We start from the raw sequence: 16,274 nt of genomic DNA, 5'->3' as shown, positions 1-16,274 counted from the left end.
TATGGGCAAGTAAAAGTTTGTTTTTATATACTATAAATTTCTTTTTATTAAGAAAATTTAAACTTTTATGCTAAAATTTTATAGGAGGGGATACTATTATGTCCAGTTGGTTTTCCAAACTTCAAGCTGTAGGTAAAGCGTTAATGCTTCCTGTTGCCGTTCTTCCTGCTGCCGCTCTTTTACTTCGTTTAGGAGCACCTGATGTCTTCGACATTCCATTTATTACTCAAGCAGGTGGTGCTGTTTTCAATAACTTAGCACTTATTTTTGCCGTTGGTATCGCTGTTGGCTTAGCTAAAGATAACAATGGTGCGGCAGGTCTTGCTGGGGTTATTGGCTATTTAGTATTAACAGAAGCACTCAAAGCTATCGATAAAGATTTAAATATGGGTGTTCTCGCTGGGGTTATTGTTGGTATTATTTCTGGTATACTTTACAATAAATTCTACAATATTAAATTACCAGAATTCTTAGGTTTCTTTTCAGGCAGACGTTTCGTTCCGATCGTTACTGCTGCAACATTCGTTGTTTTAGCTCTTATTTTTGGTATTATTTGGGGTCCTATTCAAAACTTTATTCATAGCATCGGTGAATGGATTGTTGGTGCTGGTGCTGCTGGTGCCTTTGTCTATGGTGTATTAAACCGTTTACTTATTCCTGTTGGTCTTCATCACATTCTCAACTCTCTTGTTTGGTTCGTATTTGGTTCTTACACTAATCCAGAAACAGGCGTTACTGCAACAGGCGATTTAAATCGTTTCTTCGCTGGTGACCCAACTGCTGGTGTATTCATGGCTGGTTTCTACTTTATCTTTATGTTCGGTGTTCCTGCTATCGCACTTGCAATGTACAGTGCTGCTAAACCAGAAAATAAATCAAAAGTTGCTGGTATGATGTTCTCCATCGCTTTCACAGCTTTCTTAACTGGTATCACTGAACCTGTAGAATTCACTTTCATGTTCTTAGCTCCTGTTCTTTATGCATTCCATGCTGTTATGACAGGTATTGCTCTTGCAGTTGCTAATATGTTTGGTATTTTACATGGCTTTGGTTTCTCTGCTGGTCTTATTGACTATGTACTAAATTATGGTCTTGCTACTAAAGCTATCTTAATCATTCCAATTGGCTTAGTATTTGGTATCATTTACTTCATTGTTTTCAGATGGGCAATCATTCACTTCGACCTTCCAACTCCTGGTCGTTTTGAAAATGAATCTGACAACGAAGCTATTGAAAATGCTAACCCAGATGAATTAGCTCAATCCTTTATCAATAAATTAGGTGGTGCTGATAACTTAACTACTATCAGCTCTTGCATCACTCGTTTACGTTTAAATGTTAAAGATATTGATAAAATCGATGAAGCTGGTCTTAAAGCTCTAGGTGCTGCTGGTGTTATCAAAAAAGGAAATAGCATTCAAGTAATTGTTGGTACAAAAGCTGAAGCTGTTGCTGACGATATGAAAAAAATTGCTAAAAAATAATTAAATATTAATAAAAAGCTGGTTCAATATAGAACCAGCTTTTTTTGTATCTATTATCATGATATCATATATTTAATCAATTTATTTTAAGGAGATGATTTTTTTGTCTTTAGGTGCTAGATTACAAACTGTAACAAAGTTCGTACCCCATGGCAGTGTCATTGCTGATATTGGCACTGACCATGGTTATTTACCTATAGAATTAGTAAAAACTGGAAGATGTTGTAAAGCAATCGCTGGTGATGTAAACGAAGGTCCTTATTTAGCAGCCAAGCGTTCTGTACGCAATGCTTCATTGATGAATAAAATCGATATTCGTTTAGGTAGTGGTTTAGAAATTCTTCAACCTAACGAAGTAGATATTGCTATATTTTGTGGTATGGGCGGAAATCTAATGGTTCAATTATTACAAGATTGCTCTGAAATTGTAAATTCTTTAAAAGGTCTAATCCTACAACCACAACAGGGATTTACCGCTCTTAGAAAATATCTTTACAGCATAGATTGGCATATCGAAGATGAAGCTATAGCAAAAGAAGATGGTCGCATTTATCAAATAATTTATGCTAAACCTGGAAAACAAGCTTTACCTACTGAACTTGAGCTTGAAATAGGGCCTGTATTAAATCGCACTAGACCTACTTTATTTAAAGAAATGATTGCTGAATTTATCGCCAAAGCCAATCGCAGTTTAAACGGCATGGCAAAATCTGAGACTGCTAAAAATACTGCACATTATCATCAATTACAAACTTATGTAAAAGCTTTGGAGGAATTATTATGATTAAATGTCAAGTTGTAGTTGAAGCTATGGATAGACTTGCCCCACGTTACCTCGCTGAAAATTGGGATAATGTAGGTCTTTTAATCGGTAATCCTGCTCAAGAAATCACTAAAATTTTGACTTGCTTAGATGTTACAGAAAAAGTAATTGATAAAGCTATCTGTGAAAATTATAATATGATAATTTCTCACCACCCATTTTTATTTAAAGGTATAAAAAAAATTGCTACTGATAAACCTCTTGGCAGAATGCTCCAAAAAATTCTCAGTAACAATATCGCTATCTTTGCTGCTCATACAAATTTAGATACTACCTATGGTGGTGTAAATGATGTTTTAGCTCAAAAACTTCAACTCACAGAAGTAAAACCACTTACTATTTCTTACCGTGAAGAAATTTTAAAATTAGGAGTCAATGTTCCTAGCGATTATGCTGATGCTGTTCGTGAAGCTTTAGCTAAAGCGGGAGCAGGTGCTATCGATAATTACAGTGATTGCTCCTTCACTTATAATGGCACAGGATATTTCAAACCTCTTGAAAATTCCAATCCTTTTATCGGTCAACAAAATAAATTATCCAATGTGCAAGAAGTTCGCATAGAAACTATTTTACCTAGCAAAATAAAAAATCGTGTGATTAAAGCTATGTTAAAAGCTCATCCTTATGAAGTTCCTGCTTGGGATATCATTCCTACAGAAAATGTTTATCACGAAAATGGACTTGGACGCATTGGTAAACTTGCTGAGCCTATCACACTTGATGAATTTGCTCAACGCATAAAACAAAGTCTTCCTGGTGATACTTTCCGCTATGTAAAAGGAAATGACAAATTAGTAAAAAAAGTAGCCCTTTGCTCCGGTGCTGGTGTTGAATTTTTAGATAAAGCTGCTATGCAAGGTGCTGACACTTATATAACTGGTGATGTTAAATATCACGAAGCACAACATGCTCAAGAATTAGGTATAAATATCATTGATGCAGGTCATTTTGGCACAGAATTACCTATAGTTGAAACTTTAGCTCAATATTTACAAGAAGAAAATATTAAACAAAAATGGCAAATAACAATCACTGCTGATAATGACGCAACAGATGTTTTCACTACTATAAAATAAAAAATAAAATTCTATATTTAGAAAAGAGGTCTTTCCATGCGTAAAGAAATGGAACATTTTATCAACAATCCCATCTATACTATAACTGCTGAAGCAATGTCTAACGGTCGCAATAATATTGAAGTTGTAGGCAAAATGCTCGAAGCTGGCATTAAATTTATTCAATATCGTGAAAAAGAAAAGCCTGCACTTGAACGCTATCAAGAATGTATGCAACTAGTAAAAATGACTAAAGAAGCTGGTGCTATATTTATCATTGATGATTTTGTAGACCTTGCTATGGCTGTAAATGCTGATGGTGTGCATATCGGTCAGACAGATTTGCCACCTCAAGTAGTTCGTCAATTAATCGGCGAAGATAAAATCTTAGGTCTTTCCACTCATGAAGAATCTCAACTTCAAAAAGCAAATGAACTTGGTGATATTATTGACTATATCGGTGTAGGCCCTGTCTATGCTACACAGACAAAAAAAGATGCTGTACCTGTTGGTTTTTCCTATGTAGATTATGCTAGTAAATATGCTAAACATCCATTTGTAGCTATCGGTGGTATAAAAGAACATAATATTTGCGAAGTAGCTTCTCACGGGGCTAAAACATTCGCTATTGTATCTGAAATTGTCAGTGCTGATGATATCGTAAATAAAATAAAATCTATTGAAAAAACATTACAGAATAAATTATAATTTAATATAGTAAATTAACGAGCGGGAGATGATTCTATGCGTTTAGAAGAACAAATGAAATCTGGATTACTTTATCGTGAATATGGTCACAAAGACCCTGTTGACCAAGAATACGAAAAAATTATTGAAAAACAACGTGTAAATGCTAAAGAAATGATGTTTGATTTTAATAATACTCGTCCTAGTGATATGGAAACAAGAACTAAAATTCTCAAAGAATTATTAGGTTCTGTAGGAAAAGGTATCTATCTTGAACCACCTGCACATTTTGCTTATGGTTGCAACACTCATATCGGTAAAAATTTCTATGCAAACTTTAATTTCCAAGTTGTAGATGACTGTGAAGTATTCATTGGCGATGATGTTATGTGTGGTCCAAATGTATTACTTTGTGTAACAGGTCACCCATTAGACCCTGAATATCGCCTTGGTGGTACTCAATTCTCCTTGCCAATTCATATCGGTAACCGTGTATGGCTTGGCGCTGGTGTAATGGTTATGCCTGGTGTTACAATCGGTGATAACTGTGTAATCGGTGCAGGTAGTATCGTAACTAAAGATATTCCAGCTAATAGCTTAGCTTATGGTTCTCCATGCAAAGTAATACGTGAAATCGGCGAATATGATAAAAAATATTTCCGCAAAGATGTTTTAGTAAATGATTTTAAATAAAATGACAAAAGCCTTAGGTTTTCCTAAGGCTTTTTTTATAAATTAAATTTAGCCAAGATATTTCCTGCAAAAATCATTCCATGCATACTAGAAATATCTGACTCTATCTCATCTTTAGCTACTACAGACAATCTACTTTTAAGTGCTAAATAAATAGAATAATGATACATATAGACATTTTCATTTGTATTTCGTTCAATAATCAATTGTTTATAATGATATCTATATCGTTGCAAATCAGGTTTTATGCGTTTATACATCTCTGAAATATAATCATTATGTGCAGCCTTAACGATTAAATCATGAAATCTCTCATCATTTTTACAAAACAATTCATCATCAATTGGTTCGTCATTGCCCTTGCGAAAGTTCAACAAAATTTCCTTTAAACCCATAAGTTCTGCTTTTGTTATGCGTTTAGCTGCCAAATAAGCAGCTTGTCCTTCCAAAAATTTACGAGCTTCATATAGATAAAAACATTCTTGTGGACTTATCTTTCGCACCGTCAAAAACCTTTTACTGCGTCGCTCAAGCCAACCATCTTTTAAAGCTCTATTAAGAGCTATATTTACAGGTGTTCTACTCACATCTAATTGCTGTGCAATCTTTGACTCAACAATCTTATCACCTGGCAATAATAAGCCCTGCATAATATCATTTTTTAAATGTTTATAAATAACGTCAGCTAATACGATAAAAGGATTTTCTTTTTTACATGCTTCAATATCTAATTTATCCATATATTTTCACCACCACAAGCATAATTTCCTTAATTATACTATATAAAGCTCATATAAGCTTAAGAAAATGCCCTTTTCGTCTGAACTTTTAAAGCAGGGAATGTAAATACAAAAATTATATATATGCAACTACATACAATATAAAATACCATAGATAAATCCCAACCATAATACGAAAGTATAATACTCCAAATAAAATTCAATACAGTATAAATAGTATAGCCCAATGCCCAAAACACACCAAACATAATAGTTAGTTTACGTGGGTTCATATTTGGCAATTCATGAGGAAAATTCAGATACACAGAATACTGAGAAAACATCACAAATCCGCCAATCGCAAATAAAAAGTATGCTAATCCTGGATTTATATATGCCATATACAAACCTAAAGCCATAGCAATAATCATCATAATACCATGAACTAATAAAAACGGCTTACGCTCAAAAGGTACTTTGCCAATTAAAATACTAAATAAAGTCCCCACTATACCACCCATAGTAATTGCCAATATCATAAATTCAGCATTAAAACCATTATTGACCTGTGCAACTAATTTTACTGGTATAGATACTAAAGACATTACATATAAAAATAAAAAACCGCCAAAGCCCATGGAAAAACAATATACAAATTTATCTGTCAATGCATCTTTATATTTATATTCCTCTTGATGATGTGTATTTTCATCATTAGGTGAAAAATCCTTTGCCAACATAGTCCATAAAACTAAAAGCAAAATACTAAATAAGCTAAATACATACATTGTATGTTGCCAATCACTGATAACCACATCTTTATATAAAAAGAAAATAATAGCCACTAAACCTGCACCAATATTATATGAAGCTGTAACTAGCGCACTTGCTATAATTTTTTCATCATTAGCTATAAATCTAGCTACTACAGTATTCATATATACCATTATCATAGAACCGCCTAATGCCATAATCATACGCGCAATAGTATATAGCCAATAATTTGTAGCAAATACAGCAACAAAAGAAAAACAAAGTAATACTAATGCTACAATACTTGCCTTTCGCGGATTTAATTTCAATAAAATATACGCTGCGACTAAGTTCGCAAAAATTCGAGCAATCGTTATTGTATAATTTATAACTTCTGAAACCATCGGTGATACTTGTTCACCATTAAAATAATGATATACAATCTTTTCGGATAAATTTGAACCAGCCACCCAATTTGAAGCAAACACTATATACGATAATAACAAGATAATAAACATCATTATTCCCTGTGATTTTTTTACATTGGTCAAAGTATTCATAATACTATTCCTTTCTTATCATAACAATTAAAACACGACCTTATCTTTAAATTTTAAACCTATAAAAATAGCGAGATTTTCTACTTAAATAAAAACCTCGCTATTAAAATAAATATTTATAAATTATCTAATTGTATTTAAGCTACAGCTTCTGTCTTTTTCTCAATAGCTTTCATAGCAAATTTTACACTTTTAGCAGAAGCTATCATTTTACCTACTTCTTCATCAGTCAATTTTGGTGTAAATTTCTTGATAATTCCTGTGTTATTAAGCATACAAGGCAAGCTCAAAGCCACATCATGAATGCCATATTCACCAGTTAAAATAGATGACATTGGTAAAATTGTATATTCATTATATTTTATAGCTTTAATAAAACGACAAGCTACCATAGCAATACCTGTATTTGTACAACCTTTTAAATTAATTACATCATATACGACTTGCATGATTTTTTGTTCAATCATACCTTTATTTAATTTATAATCACGATTAAAAAATTCATCCATATTGCCTAAGCCTAAACTTGCAATGTCCACTGTGCTCCATGCCACAAAACCAGAATTGCCATGTTCACCTAATACATAGCCATGTACAAGTTTTGGGTCTAAATGATAATAATCAGCCAAAATTCTACGTAAACGGAAAGTTTCTAATAAAGTGCCTGTACCAATTATCTTTTCTCTTGGATAATCAAAATTAGCAGATACATAATAAGTAGCTACATCTAAAGGATTAGTTACTACTAAAATAATTGCATCTTTTGTATAACGAACGATTTGCGACATTACACTATCCATGATTTTACAATTTGTCTTAGTTAAAATTAATCTATCAGGTGTTTCTCCTGGTTTTATACTTGGACCAGCTGTGATGATAATCATACTAGCATCTTTGCAATCTTCATAATCGCCTTCATGAATATAGATATTATGACTGCTAATGCAAGCTGTAGCATGACTTGTATCCAAAGACTCACCCATGCATTTTTTCTCGTTAATATCAATTAATACAACTTCTGATGCTAAACCGAAATCTACAATTTTATTCAATACTGCTGTACCAACATTACTAGCACCAATAATAACGATTTTACCTTCATTAAACATAATTCCCGCACCTCTTTTATAATTTATAAATATTCTTATTTTTCTAACGTTTTATCTTTGACTATATTTTATCGCTATTATTTTTCCGTTTCAAAATCCATTCTATTTTTTAGAGATTTTTACAATAATGCTAGTTTTCATATACTTTATTGTATTTTATATCTATAATTTGTTTTTTATAAATGCCATAATTCGCAAAATCGCCTCTAAAATACACAAAAATAACATAAATTAAAATTATTTTTTTATAAAAATCTTCAATATTTGCTCAATCTTGTTTTTAATAAATTTTTATGATATACTTTTCACTGTAAAATTGTAATATAACTAAGCGATGATAAAGAGAGTAAATTAAGATTTCTTTTACAGAAAATATTGTCTAGGCTGAGAACAATAAAAGAAAATTTAATTGAAGTTCACTTTGGAGCTTCTATGGTGAAAATAAGTAGTCATAGCGTCTGGCCGCGTTAATGCTTTTAAGTATCAATTAGGGTGGTACCGCGAAACAAGCTTTCGCCCCTTCATGGGGTGAGAGCTTTTATTTTTTGTTAAAATTTTGTAGGAGTGAAATCATGGAACAAGAACTCAAAAGTTTACAACAAGAAGCGATTAATGATATTAATAGTGCTTCTAATCTCAATGCACTAAATGATGTGCGTGTAAAATATCTTGGTAAAAAAGGCTCTTTGACTAGCATTTTACGTGGTATGGGTAAATTAAGCCCTGAACAACGTCCTGTAGTTGGTCAAATGGTAAATACAACTCGTAAAGAATTAGAAACTGCAATCGCAGCTAAACAAGAAGAATTAAAAGCAGCTGAACTTGCAAATCGTTTAGCTACAGAAAAAATTGATGTTACGCTTCCTGGTCGTCGTCAAAGTTTAGGACATCTTCATCCTTTAACTGTTACCTTAAATAATATAAAAAATATCTTCACTAGCATGGGCTATTCTATCGCTGAAGGTCCTCAAATTGAATCTGATTATTTCAACTTTGAAGCTTTAAATCTTCCAAAAGATCACCCAGCTCGTGATATGCAAGACTCTTTCTATATCACAGAAGATATCTTACTTAGAAGTCAGACTTCTCCTGTACAGGCTCGTACAATGCAAGCTCATGAGCCAAATAGCCCAATTCGCATCATTGCTCCAGGTCATGTATATCGTCGTGATGATTATGATGCTACACATTCCCCAATGTTTACTCAAGTTGAAGGTCTTTGCATTGATAAAAACATCAGCTTTGCTGACCTCAAAGGCACACTTGTTACTTTCTTACAACAAATCTTCGGTGAAGATGTAAAAGTTCGCTTCCGTCCAAGCTTCTTTCCATTCACTGAACCAAGTGCTGAAGTAGATATCTCTTGCGTTATGTGTAAAGGTAAAGGTTGCCGTGTATGTAAAGGCACTGGCTGGCTTGAAATCTTAGGTGCAGGTATGGTTCATCCTTATGTACTTGAAATGAGTGGTTATGACCCTAAACAAGTTAGCGGTTTTGCTTTCGGTATGGGTGTTGAACGTATTGCTATGCTCGCTTATGGCATTGATGATTTACGTTTATTCTATGATAATGATGTACGTTTCTTACGTCAGTTCTAATATTAAGGAGGATTATATTTAATGCAAGTTTCTATTAAATGGCTTAAAGATTATATAGATTTTACTGAAACTCCAGAACAGCTTGCTGATAAACTCACAATGGCTGGTATTCCTGTAGAAAATGTTGTAGACCCTGGCGAAGGTTTAGAAAAAGTTGTAACTGGTCGCATCGAAAAACTTGAACCACATCAAAATTCTGACCACTTACAAATCTGTACTATGAATGTTGGTCTTGCTGAAAATATCATCATTGTAACAGGTGCTCAAAACGTAGCAGAAGGACAAGTTGTTCCTGTAGCTATGGTAGGTGCTCATTTACCAAACGGCATGAAAATCTCCAAAGGTAAACTTCGTGGTGTAGCTTCTAATGGTATGCTTTGCTCCGCTCAAGAATTAAAACTTGACCTTGAAAAATTACCTGAAGAACAAAAAACTGGTATCTTCATTTTACCTAGTGATACTCCTGTAGGTATTCCTGCTAAAGATGTATTAGGTTTAAATGATGTTGTATTAGAATTTGAACTTACAGCTAACCGTGCAGACTGCTTCAGTGTTTTCGGTCTTGTTCGTGAAATTGCTGCTATCACTGGCAACAAACCACATTTCCCTGAAATCAAAGTTAATGAAGATGATAACACTAAATTAAACGATATCTTCTCTGTAGAAATCGCAGACCCTGATTTATGCTCTCGTTTCTCTACACGTATGCTTAAAAATGTAAAAATTGGCCCATCTCCTGAATGGATGCAACAACGTCTTGAAGGTGCTGGCATTCGTTCCATCAATAATGTAGTTGACGTTACAAACTTCGTTATGATTGAACTTGGTCATCCTATGCATGCTTATGATTATGATAAAATCACAGGCAAAAAATTAATTGCTCGTCGTGCTATTGAAGGTGAAGAACTTCATACTCTTGATGATACTTCTCGCAAAGCAAAAGGTGAAATGCTCGTAATCGCTGATAGCGAAAAAGCTGCTGGTCTTGCTGGTATCATGGGTGGTTTCGAAACAGAAATCACAGACACTACTACTACTGTAGTATTAGAATCTGCTGATTTCTATGGTCCATGTATCCGCAGAACTGCTCGTGCTTGCGGTCTTTCTTCTGAAGCTTCTGGCCGTTTTGAACGTGGTGTTGATAGCGAAACTACTATTAAAGCTCTCGACAGAGCAGCTCAATTACTTCAAGAAATGGGTGCTTGCACTGTTTGCGAAGGAATTGTAGATGTATATCCAAATCCAAAACAAGCTAATTATGTTACTTTCACACCAGAACAAATCAACAATCACCTCGGCACTAATATCGCTAAAGATGTTATGCTTAATATCATTACAAGCGTTGGTTTTGATGTTACAAAAGATGAAAATGATGAAATCACTGTTAAAGTTCCATCTTGGAGAAATGATGTAACTTGCATGGCTGATATTTCCGAAGAAATTGCTCGTTTACATGGTTTTGATAAAATTAAATCCACGCTTCCAAATGGCGTTTCTATGCAGGGAACTCAATCTGCAAAACAAACATTTATCGATAAAGTAAAAGCTTCCTTATCTAGCCAAGGACTTTATGAAACAATTTCCTTTGCTTTAACTAACGAAGAAACATTCAATAAATTAAACATTCCACAAGATAGTCCACTTCGTAAAGCTGTACCTATCATGAACCCACTTTCTGACGAATATCCTCTCGTTCGTACAACATTACTCAGCAGTATTTTTGATAATCTTGCTCGCAATCTTGCTCGTAAAAATGATGATGTAGCTTTATTTGAAGTAGGTTCTGTATTCTTCCCTAAAGCACTTCCTGTAACAGAACTTCCAGATGAAGTTGTAAAAATTGCAGGTGCTATTACTGGTCGTCGCAATGCTCAGGGCTGGAACCAAACAAATGATATGGTAGACTTCTACGATGCTAAAGGCATTATCGAAGAATTACTTGCAAACCTTCGTGTAACTCGTTATACAGTTGAAGCTGGTACACACTACGCTATGCACCCAGGCAAAACTGCTCTCTTCAAAAAAGGTCGCGATGTAATCGCAACAGTTGGTGAAGTTCATCCTGCTGTACTTTCTGCTTATGGTATTACAAAACCTGTATATATCTTTGAACTTGACGCTACTACTGTTATGAAATACATGGCTAAAGATTTCAAATATAAAGCATTACCAAAATATCCAGCAACTAGCCGTGACCTTGCAATGCTCGTAGATGTTGATGTAAATGCTGCTGATATCGAAAAAGCTATGACTAAAGCAGCAGGTCAAAATCTCACTCAAATCACTTTATTTGATGTTTACACTGGTAAACAAGTTGAAGAAGGCAAAAAAAGCTTAGCATTCTCCTTGACTTTCCAATCCAATGATAAAACATTAACTGATGCTGAAATTGACCCAGCAATCGAAAAAATCGTGGCTAAACTTCAAAAAGATTTCAATGCAAATCTTCGTGGCTAATAAAAATAAAAAGGCACTACAATTGTAGTGCCTTTTTTTATATTTCAGCTGTTTTATCCAACCATTCTTGCAAATCATTTATAAATCTTGATAAATGAAAACCATCACATACTCCATGATGTACTTGAATAGCTAATGGCAATAATATTTTTTCACCTTGTTCAAAATACTTTCCTATAGTGAAAATAGGCAAATAATAATCATATCCTTTAGCTAAATTCAAATTAAAACCTGTAAAACTAACCCAAGGAACACAAGAAACATTAAACACATTTTTTTCTAATAATAATTTAGAGCTTTTTATCTCTTGCTGTTGATAATTTTTCATATCCAATAAATAATTTTGATAAAACACTTCAAAATCATCATCATATTTTGTCCACACTTGATAAAACTGTTCTTGCGCTTCTTCAAAGACTGTAAAAATAGGATTTATTTTATCATAATATCCTATTTCTCCATCTTCATTTAAATCCATGCGGAATTCTTTATATTTATTAACAAACTTACTCAAACCATATAAAATTACAGGAAAAAATTTTAGTTGTTTTATCTCTATTTTATTTTTTAAATCTGTGATATCTAAATTGATTGTCATACTATAAGTGCAAGGAACATCTTTGCTATACAGCTCAAAAACTTTTTTTCTTTGCCATTTTTCTTTATCTATTTTTATAAAATCCATTTCAATATCACAACTCTTTATTATTTATTCTAGCTATTAAATTATTCATTTTCGCTTTTATCTGCTCAACAATTTTCAAAAATTCCTCATCAGATTTTCCTGTAGGGTCTTGTAGACCCCAATCTTCACGATATTTACATTTAATCATAGGGCAAGCTACATTACAACCCATAGTTATAACAATATCAATCTCTGGTAATTCCTGCAATAATTTAGGTCTTTGCACCTTTGTTATATCACCATAACCTAAAGATTTCATAATACGAACTGCATCAGGATTTATTTGATTTTTTAACTGTGTTCCTGCTGAAAAAGCTTCAAATACATTTTTTCCCATTTCTTTAGCTATGACCTCTGCCATTTGAGATCTACAAGAATTATGCACACAAATAAATGCTACTTTTAACAAATTTTACACTCCTATCTTAAAATACAAAATTAAAAACATAGCCTACAAAAATAATCCCTATACTTACAATACTTATAAATAAAAACAATAATTTTCTTTGCAATACTTGGCTGAGCATAATAAGTGATGGAAGTGATAAAGCTGTTATCGCCATCATCAATGCTAAAATCGTACCAGCTGGCACACCTACTAAATACAAAGCTTCAGCGATTGGCAAAGTTCCAAATATATCAGCATAAATAGGTATACCAATAATTGTAGCTAAAATAACAGCAAAAGGATTATTATTTCCCAAAATACTCAAAATAAATTCTTGTGGTATCCAATTATGAATTACTGCACCTATTAATACGCCCAATAATACATAAGGAAAAACTTTTCTCACGATAATTTTAGTATCATTTAAAGCATAATTTAATCTTTGTCTTTGATTAAAATACTCTGATTCAGCATAAAAATCTCTAATTGCTCCATCATATTTTTTCAAATATCTTTCAACCTTCATTATCGATAAGACTTTACCGCCAACAACAGCTAATATTACGCCTACAACTGTATAAAAAATAGCAAATTCAGGTCCAAAAAACGACATCAACATAAGCATAGATGCCACATCTACCATAGGAGAAGATATCAAAAAAGAAAAAGTCATGCCTACAGGTAATCCTGCTCTAATAAAACCTATAAAAATAGGCACACTTGAACAAGAACAAAATGGCGTTACAGTTCCAAGTAGTGCAGCAATTATATTTCCAGTAAAACCATCAAAATGCGTTAAAATTCGTTTTGTCTTTTCTGGTGGAAAATACGACTGAATATATGATATCAAATAAATTAAAGTTACTAATAAAATAGTTATCTTTATCGTGTCATAAAAGAAAAAATGAGCACTTGACCACCAATTTGAATTTTGGTCTGCATGGAAATAATTTATTAATACATACCAAACTAAATCATTTAGCCATTGCATTCCTAGTATTTGTTCAACAAAAAAATCAAACATTATCTCACCTCATATCAAATATTTTTGATATGTTTATTATATCAATTTTTTTTGATATGACAAGTCTATTTATTCATGTTGAAAAAATTTTATCGCCTTTTGACTAAATACTTCTGTCAATAAAGAACTATTAATACTATAAAAATTCCATTTTCCCTGCGGTTTTACTTTTATTAAATTCGCTTCTAACAATAATTTTAAATGATAAGATAATTTACTTTGAGCTATAGCAAATTTTTCCATTAATTTACAAACACAAATTTCCTCATGTTTTGCAATTTCTTGTAAAATTTTCAATCTCATTTCATCAGATAACGCTTTAAAAATTTTTACATAATCAATCTCTTTCATATTATTTATCTCACTTTCTTATTTTATTAAGAAAAATCTTTTATACTTTGCTATAATAACTATATCATATTTAAGGAGGGATTTTCTTGAAATATCTCATTGTCGGCACTGGAGGAACTGGAGCTTGCATCGGTGGTTTTTTAGCTAAAAATAATCATGATGTAACCTTTATCGCTCGTGGAAAACATCTTGAAGCCATCAACGAAAATGGTCTTACCATCAATTCTGATAGAATTGGCAAATTTAATTTAAAACCCGTAAAAGCAATGACTACAGAGCAATATCTTCAAACAAATGAAATACCTGATGTAATTTTCATTTCTGTCAAAGGATATGCTCTTGATGATATCATTCCTTTTTTAGCCAAAGTAAGCAAGGAAAATACCATCATCATTCCTATACTAAATATCTATGGTACAGGTTATAGACTAGCACCTAAATTACCTCATACAAATGTAATTGAAGGATGTATCTATATTGTTGCCTATATTTCTGCACCTGGAGAAATATCTCAAAAAGGTAATATTTTCCGCATCGTCTTTGGCACACGTGGAAAAACTCCATTAAAAAATCAATTAGAACAAATTGCTCAAAACCTTAAAGATAGTAATATTTCCGTTGTCTTATCAGAAAATATCGCAGAAGATACCTTCCGCAAATTCGTTTTAATCTCCCCTTATGCTAGTTGTGGAGCTTATTTTGATATACCAGCAGGTATCATGCAAAAACAAGGAAAAGAACAAGATTTATTCATTGCCTTAACAAAAGATTGTATTAATCTAGCTAAAGCTTATAATATTAATCTTCCTGAAAATATCATTGATATAAACTTAAAAACATTAAATGCTATGACACCAGATACTACAGCTTCTATGCAAAAAGACTTACAAAAAGGCAGTCAATCAGAAATTGATGGACTCATTTTTGAAGTTGTTCGCATGGCAAAAGCCAAAAATATCGCTGTGCCAGCCTATGAATTAGTAGCTAAACATTTTGGTTTTATAGCCTAAAATATAACAAATTACAAAATATGAAAGTAAGGTTTTTTTATGATTGAAATTCTTGTATTATTTGTCGTCGGTATTGGCGTAGGTACATTTGGTACTTTAATAGGTATTGGTGGTGGTTTAATCATGATACCACTTTTTACTTTTGCACTCACACCTTCTATTTTTCATAGTGCTCCTGAAATCGTTGGTACTTCATTATTTGGTGTATTTTTAAATGCACTTTCAGGAACATATGCTTATGTAAAACAACATCGCGTTTATTTTAAAGCAGCCATTCCTTTTGCTATTGCTACACTTCCTGGAGCTATTTTAGGTAGCCTTGTCAGTGATTATTTCACAGGCCCTACTTTCAGTCTTAGTTATGGTATCTTTATTTTAATCATCTCTGCTATCATGTATTGGAATTCATCTAATAAAAAAGCTATCGCTACAAATTTTGATGAAACCTTATTTATAGCTCGCAAAAAACTCGGTATTATTTTAAGTATGTTTGTAGGTTTTATCTCTAGCATCTTTGGTATTGGTGGCGGTATCATTCATGTTCCTGTTATGATTTATGCCCTTGCTTTTCCACCACATATGGCAACTGCAACATCTCATTTTGTCTTAGCTGTTTCCTCTTTTATGGGTGTTACATCTCATATATTTTTAAATCATATCGTTTGGATACCTGCTCTTGCTGTTGGTTTTGGTGCTGTAATCGGCGCTCAAATCGGTGCTAGATTATCTAAGAAAACTAAACCTCGCAGTATCATTTTACTTCTTTGCATTTCTTTATTCTTATTAGGTATTCGCATGATTGTTGAAAGCAATCTCTTATTTTAAGCAAAAAGCTTCTGTTCTCGACTCTAAAAAAGAACAGAAGCTTTTTATGTAAA

Annotated in this window: 16 protein-coding genes and 1 other annotated feature; of the genes, 9 read left to right on the top strand and 7 right to left on the bottom strand. The window is 32.8% G+C overall.

Annotated features, from left to right (window positions below; all coding sequences use genetic code 11):
- The first annotated feature begins 98 nt into the window (after positions 1 to 98).
- The 5 genes from nagE to GXM21_RS01595 all read left to right on the top strand — a co-directional run bounded on the left by nagE (position 99) and on the right by GXM21_RS01595 (position 4,742).
- The gene (gene nagE, locus GXM21_RS01615; protein ID WP_008538970.1) at positions 99 to 1,484 is read left to right on the top strand and encodes an N-acetylglucosamine-specific PTS transporter subunit IIBC; all 1,386 of its coding nucleotides are present in this window, start codon (positions 99 to 101) and stop codon (positions 1,482 to 1,484) included.
- A gap of 94 nt (positions 1,485 to 1,578) precedes the next feature.
- Positions 1,579 to 2,268, top strand: a complete 690-nt coding sequence (locus tag GXM21_RS01610; RefSeq protein WP_039881343.1) for a tRNA (adenine(22)-N(1))-methyltransferase — start codon at positions 1,579 to 1,581, stop codon at positions 2,266 to 2,268.
- Positions 2,265 to 3,383, top strand: coding sequence for a Nif3-like dinuclear metal center hexameric protein (locus tag GXM21_RS01605; protein WP_008538973.1), 1,119 nt, complete (start codon positions 2,265 to 2,267; stop codon positions 3,381 to 3,383). Before GXM21_RS01610 ends, GXM21_RS01605 begins: the two co-directional genes overlap by 4 nt.
- A gap of 36 nt (positions 3,384 to 3,419) precedes the next feature.
- Entirely contained in the window at positions 3,420 to 4,070 is a 651-nt protein-coding gene (gene thiE, locus GXM21_RS01600; RefSeq protein WP_008538974.1) for a thiamine phosphate synthase, read from the top strand.
- A 36-nt stretch (positions 4,071 to 4,106) separates the two neighbouring features.
- Positions 4,107 to 4,742 (top strand): sugar O-acetyltransferase, encoded by a 636-nt coding sequence (locus tag GXM21_RS01595; RefSeq protein WP_008538975.1) that lies wholly within the window; start codon positions 4,107 to 4,109, stop codon positions 4,740 to 4,742.
- 35 nt (positions 4,743 to 4,777) lie between these two features.
- On the opposite strand, the gene GXM21_RS01590 is transcribed toward GXM21_RS01595, so the two are convergent.
- From GXM21_RS01590 to GXM21_RS01580, 3 genes are all read right to left on the bottom strand, one after another.
- On the bottom strand, positions 4,778 to 5,482 hold the full coding sequence (locus tag GXM21_RS01590; protein ID WP_008538976.1) for a GntR family transcriptional regulator: 705 nt from the start codon (positions 5,480 to 5,482) through the stop codon (positions 4,778 to 4,780).
- Positions 5,483 to 5,541: 59 nt separating this feature from the next.
- The gene (locus tag GXM21_RS01585; protein WP_008538977.1) at positions 5,542 to 6,774 is read right to left on the bottom strand and encodes an MFS transporter; all 1,233 of its coding nucleotides are present in this window, start codon (positions 6,772 to 6,774) and stop codon (positions 5,542 to 5,544) included.
- Positions 6,775 to 6,911: 137 nt separating this feature from the next.
- Positions 6,912 to 7,883 carry an L-lactate dehydrogenase gene (locus tag GXM21_RS01580; protein ID WP_008538979.1) on the bottom strand — a complete coding sequence of 324 codons (972 nt, stop codon included), beginning with the start codon at positions 7,881 to 7,883 and terminating at the stop codon, positions 6,912 to 6,914.
- A gap of 325 nt (positions 7,884 to 8,208) precedes the next feature.
- Positions 8,209 to 8,407 (top strand) — a binding site (T-box leader).
- A 48-nt stretch (positions 8,408 to 8,455) separates the two neighbouring features.
- On the opposite strand from GXM21_RS01580, the gene pheS reads away from it, so the two are divergent.
- Both pheS and pheT read left to right on the top strand, forming a co-directional pair.
- Positions 8,456 to 9,481 carry a phenylalanine--tRNA ligase subunit alpha gene (pheS, locus tag GXM21_RS01575; RefSeq protein ID WP_008538980.1) on the top strand — a complete coding sequence of 342 codons (1,026 nt, stop codon included), beginning with the start codon at positions 8,456 to 8,458 and terminating at the stop codon, positions 9,479 to 9,481.
- Positions 9,482 to 9,502: 21 nt separating this feature from the next.
- Positions 9,503 to 11,938 (top strand): phenylalanine--tRNA ligase subunit beta, encoded by a 2,436-nt coding sequence (gene pheT, locus GXM21_RS01570; RefSeq protein ID WP_008538982.1) that lies wholly within the window; start codon positions 9,503 to 9,505, stop codon positions 11,936 to 11,938.
- A gap of 37 nt (positions 11,939 to 11,975) precedes the next feature.
- Here the strand turns inward: pheT and catA are convergent, their stop codons facing one another.
- The 4 genes from catA to GXM21_RS01550 all read right to left on the bottom strand — a co-directional run bounded on the left by catA (position 11,976) and on the right by GXM21_RS01550 (position 14,386).
- Positions 11,976 to 12,623, bottom strand: a complete 648-nt coding sequence (catA, locus tag GXM21_RS01565) for a type A chloramphenicol O-acetyltransferase (RefSeq protein WP_008538984.1) — start codon at positions 12,621 to 12,623, stop codon at positions 11,976 to 11,978.
- A 7-nt stretch (positions 12,624 to 12,630) separates the two neighbouring features.
- A complete protein-coding gene (locus GXM21_RS01560; RefSeq protein WP_008538985.1) occupies positions 12,631 to 13,032 on the bottom strand; it encodes an arsenate reductase ArsC in 402 nt (133 codons plus the stop codon).
- 16 nt (positions 13,033 to 13,048) lie between these two features.
- Positions 13,049 to 14,035 (bottom strand): permease, encoded by a 987-nt coding sequence (locus GXM21_RS01555; protein ID WP_008538986.1) that lies wholly within the window; start codon positions 14,033 to 14,035, stop codon positions 13,049 to 13,051.
- Between the two features lie 69 nt (positions 14,036 to 14,104).
- A complete protein-coding gene (locus tag GXM21_RS01550) occupies positions 14,105 to 14,386 on the bottom strand; it encodes an ArsR/SmtB family transcription factor (protein WP_008538987.1) in 282 nt (93 codons plus the stop codon).
- A gap of 86 nt (positions 14,387 to 14,472) precedes the next feature.
- On the opposite strand from GXM21_RS01550, the gene GXM21_RS01545 reads away from it, so the two are divergent.
- Both GXM21_RS01545 and GXM21_RS01540 read left to right on the top strand, forming a co-directional pair.
- On the top strand, positions 14,473 to 15,396 hold the full coding sequence (locus GXM21_RS01545; protein WP_008538988.1) for a ketopantoate reductase family protein: 924 nt from the start codon (positions 14,473 to 14,475) through the stop codon (positions 15,394 to 15,396).
- A gap of 39 nt (positions 15,397 to 15,435) precedes the next feature.
- Positions 15,436 to 16,221 (top strand): sulfite exporter TauE/SafE family protein, encoded by a 786-nt coding sequence (locus GXM21_RS01540; protein WP_008538989.1) that lies wholly within the window; start codon positions 15,436 to 15,438, stop codon positions 16,219 to 16,221.
- Positions 16,222 to 16,274 lie beyond the last annotated feature (53 nt).

The organism is Megamonas funiformis (assembly GCF_010669225.1).
Lineage (GTDB): Bacteria > Bacillota > Negativicutes > Selenomonadales > Selenomonadaceae > Megamonas > Megamonas funiformis.
Note: the sequence above shows the minus strand (reverse complement) of the source record. Positions and strands in the feature narration are given on the sequence as shown.

What these genes read in the sequence shown, in the direction of transcription:
- catA (WP_008538984.1), bottom strand. Translation starts at nt 12,623, where the DNA reads ATGGATTTTATAAAAATAGATAAAGAAAAATGGCAAAGAAAAAAAGTT.
- GXM21_RS01550 (WP_008538987.1), bottom strand. Translation starts at nt 14,386, where the DNA reads ATGAAAGAGATTGATTATGTAAAAATTTTTAAAGCGTTATCTGATGAA.
- GXM21_RS01580 (WP_008538979.1), bottom strand. Translation starts at nt 7,883, where the DNA reads ATGTTTAATGAAGGTAAAATCGTTATTATTGGTGCTAGTAATGTTGGT.
- thiE (WP_008538974.1), top strand. Translation starts at nt 3,420, where the DNA reads ATGCGTAAAGAAATGGAACATTTTATCAACAATCCCATCTATACTATA.
- GXM21_RS01610 (WP_039881343.1), top strand. Translation starts at nt 1,579, where the DNA reads ATGATTTTTTTGTCTTTAGGTGCTAGATTACAAACTGTAACAAAGTTC.
- pheT (WP_008538982.1), top strand. Translation starts at nt 9,503, where the DNA reads ATGCAAGTTTCTATTAAATGGCTTAAAGATTATATAGATTTTACTGAA.
- GXM21_RS01590 (WP_008538976.1), bottom strand. Translation starts at nt 5,482, where the DNA reads ATGGATAAATTAGATATTGAAGCATGTAAAAAAGAAAATCCTTTTATC.
- GXM21_RS01605 (WP_008538973.1), top strand. Translation starts at nt 2,265, where the DNA reads ATGATTAAATGTCAAGTTGTAGTTGAAGCTATGGATAGACTTGCCCCA.
- GXM21_RS01540 (WP_008538989.1), top strand. Translation starts at nt 15,436, where the DNA reads ATGATTGAAATTCTTGTATTATTTGTCGTCGGTATTGGCGTAGGTACA.
- pheS (WP_008538980.1), top strand. Translation starts at nt 8,456, where the DNA reads ATGGAACAAGAACTCAAAAGTTTACAACAAGAAGCGATTAATGATATT.
- nagE (WP_008538970.1), top strand. Translation starts at nt 99, where the DNA reads ATGTCCAGTTGGTTTTCCAAACTTCAAGCTGTAGGTAAAGCGTTAATG.
- GXM21_RS01585 (WP_008538977.1), bottom strand. Translation starts at nt 6,774, where the DNA reads ATGAATACTTTGACCAATGTAAAAAAATCACAGGGAATAATGATGTTT.
- GXM21_RS01555 (WP_008538986.1), bottom strand. Translation starts at nt 14,035, where the DNA reads ATGTTTGATTTTTTTGTTGAACAAATACTAGGAATGCAATGGCTAAAT.
- GXM21_RS01595 (WP_008538975.1), top strand. Translation starts at nt 4,107, where the DNA reads ATGCGTTTAGAAGAACAAATGAAATCTGGATTACTTTATCGTGAATAT.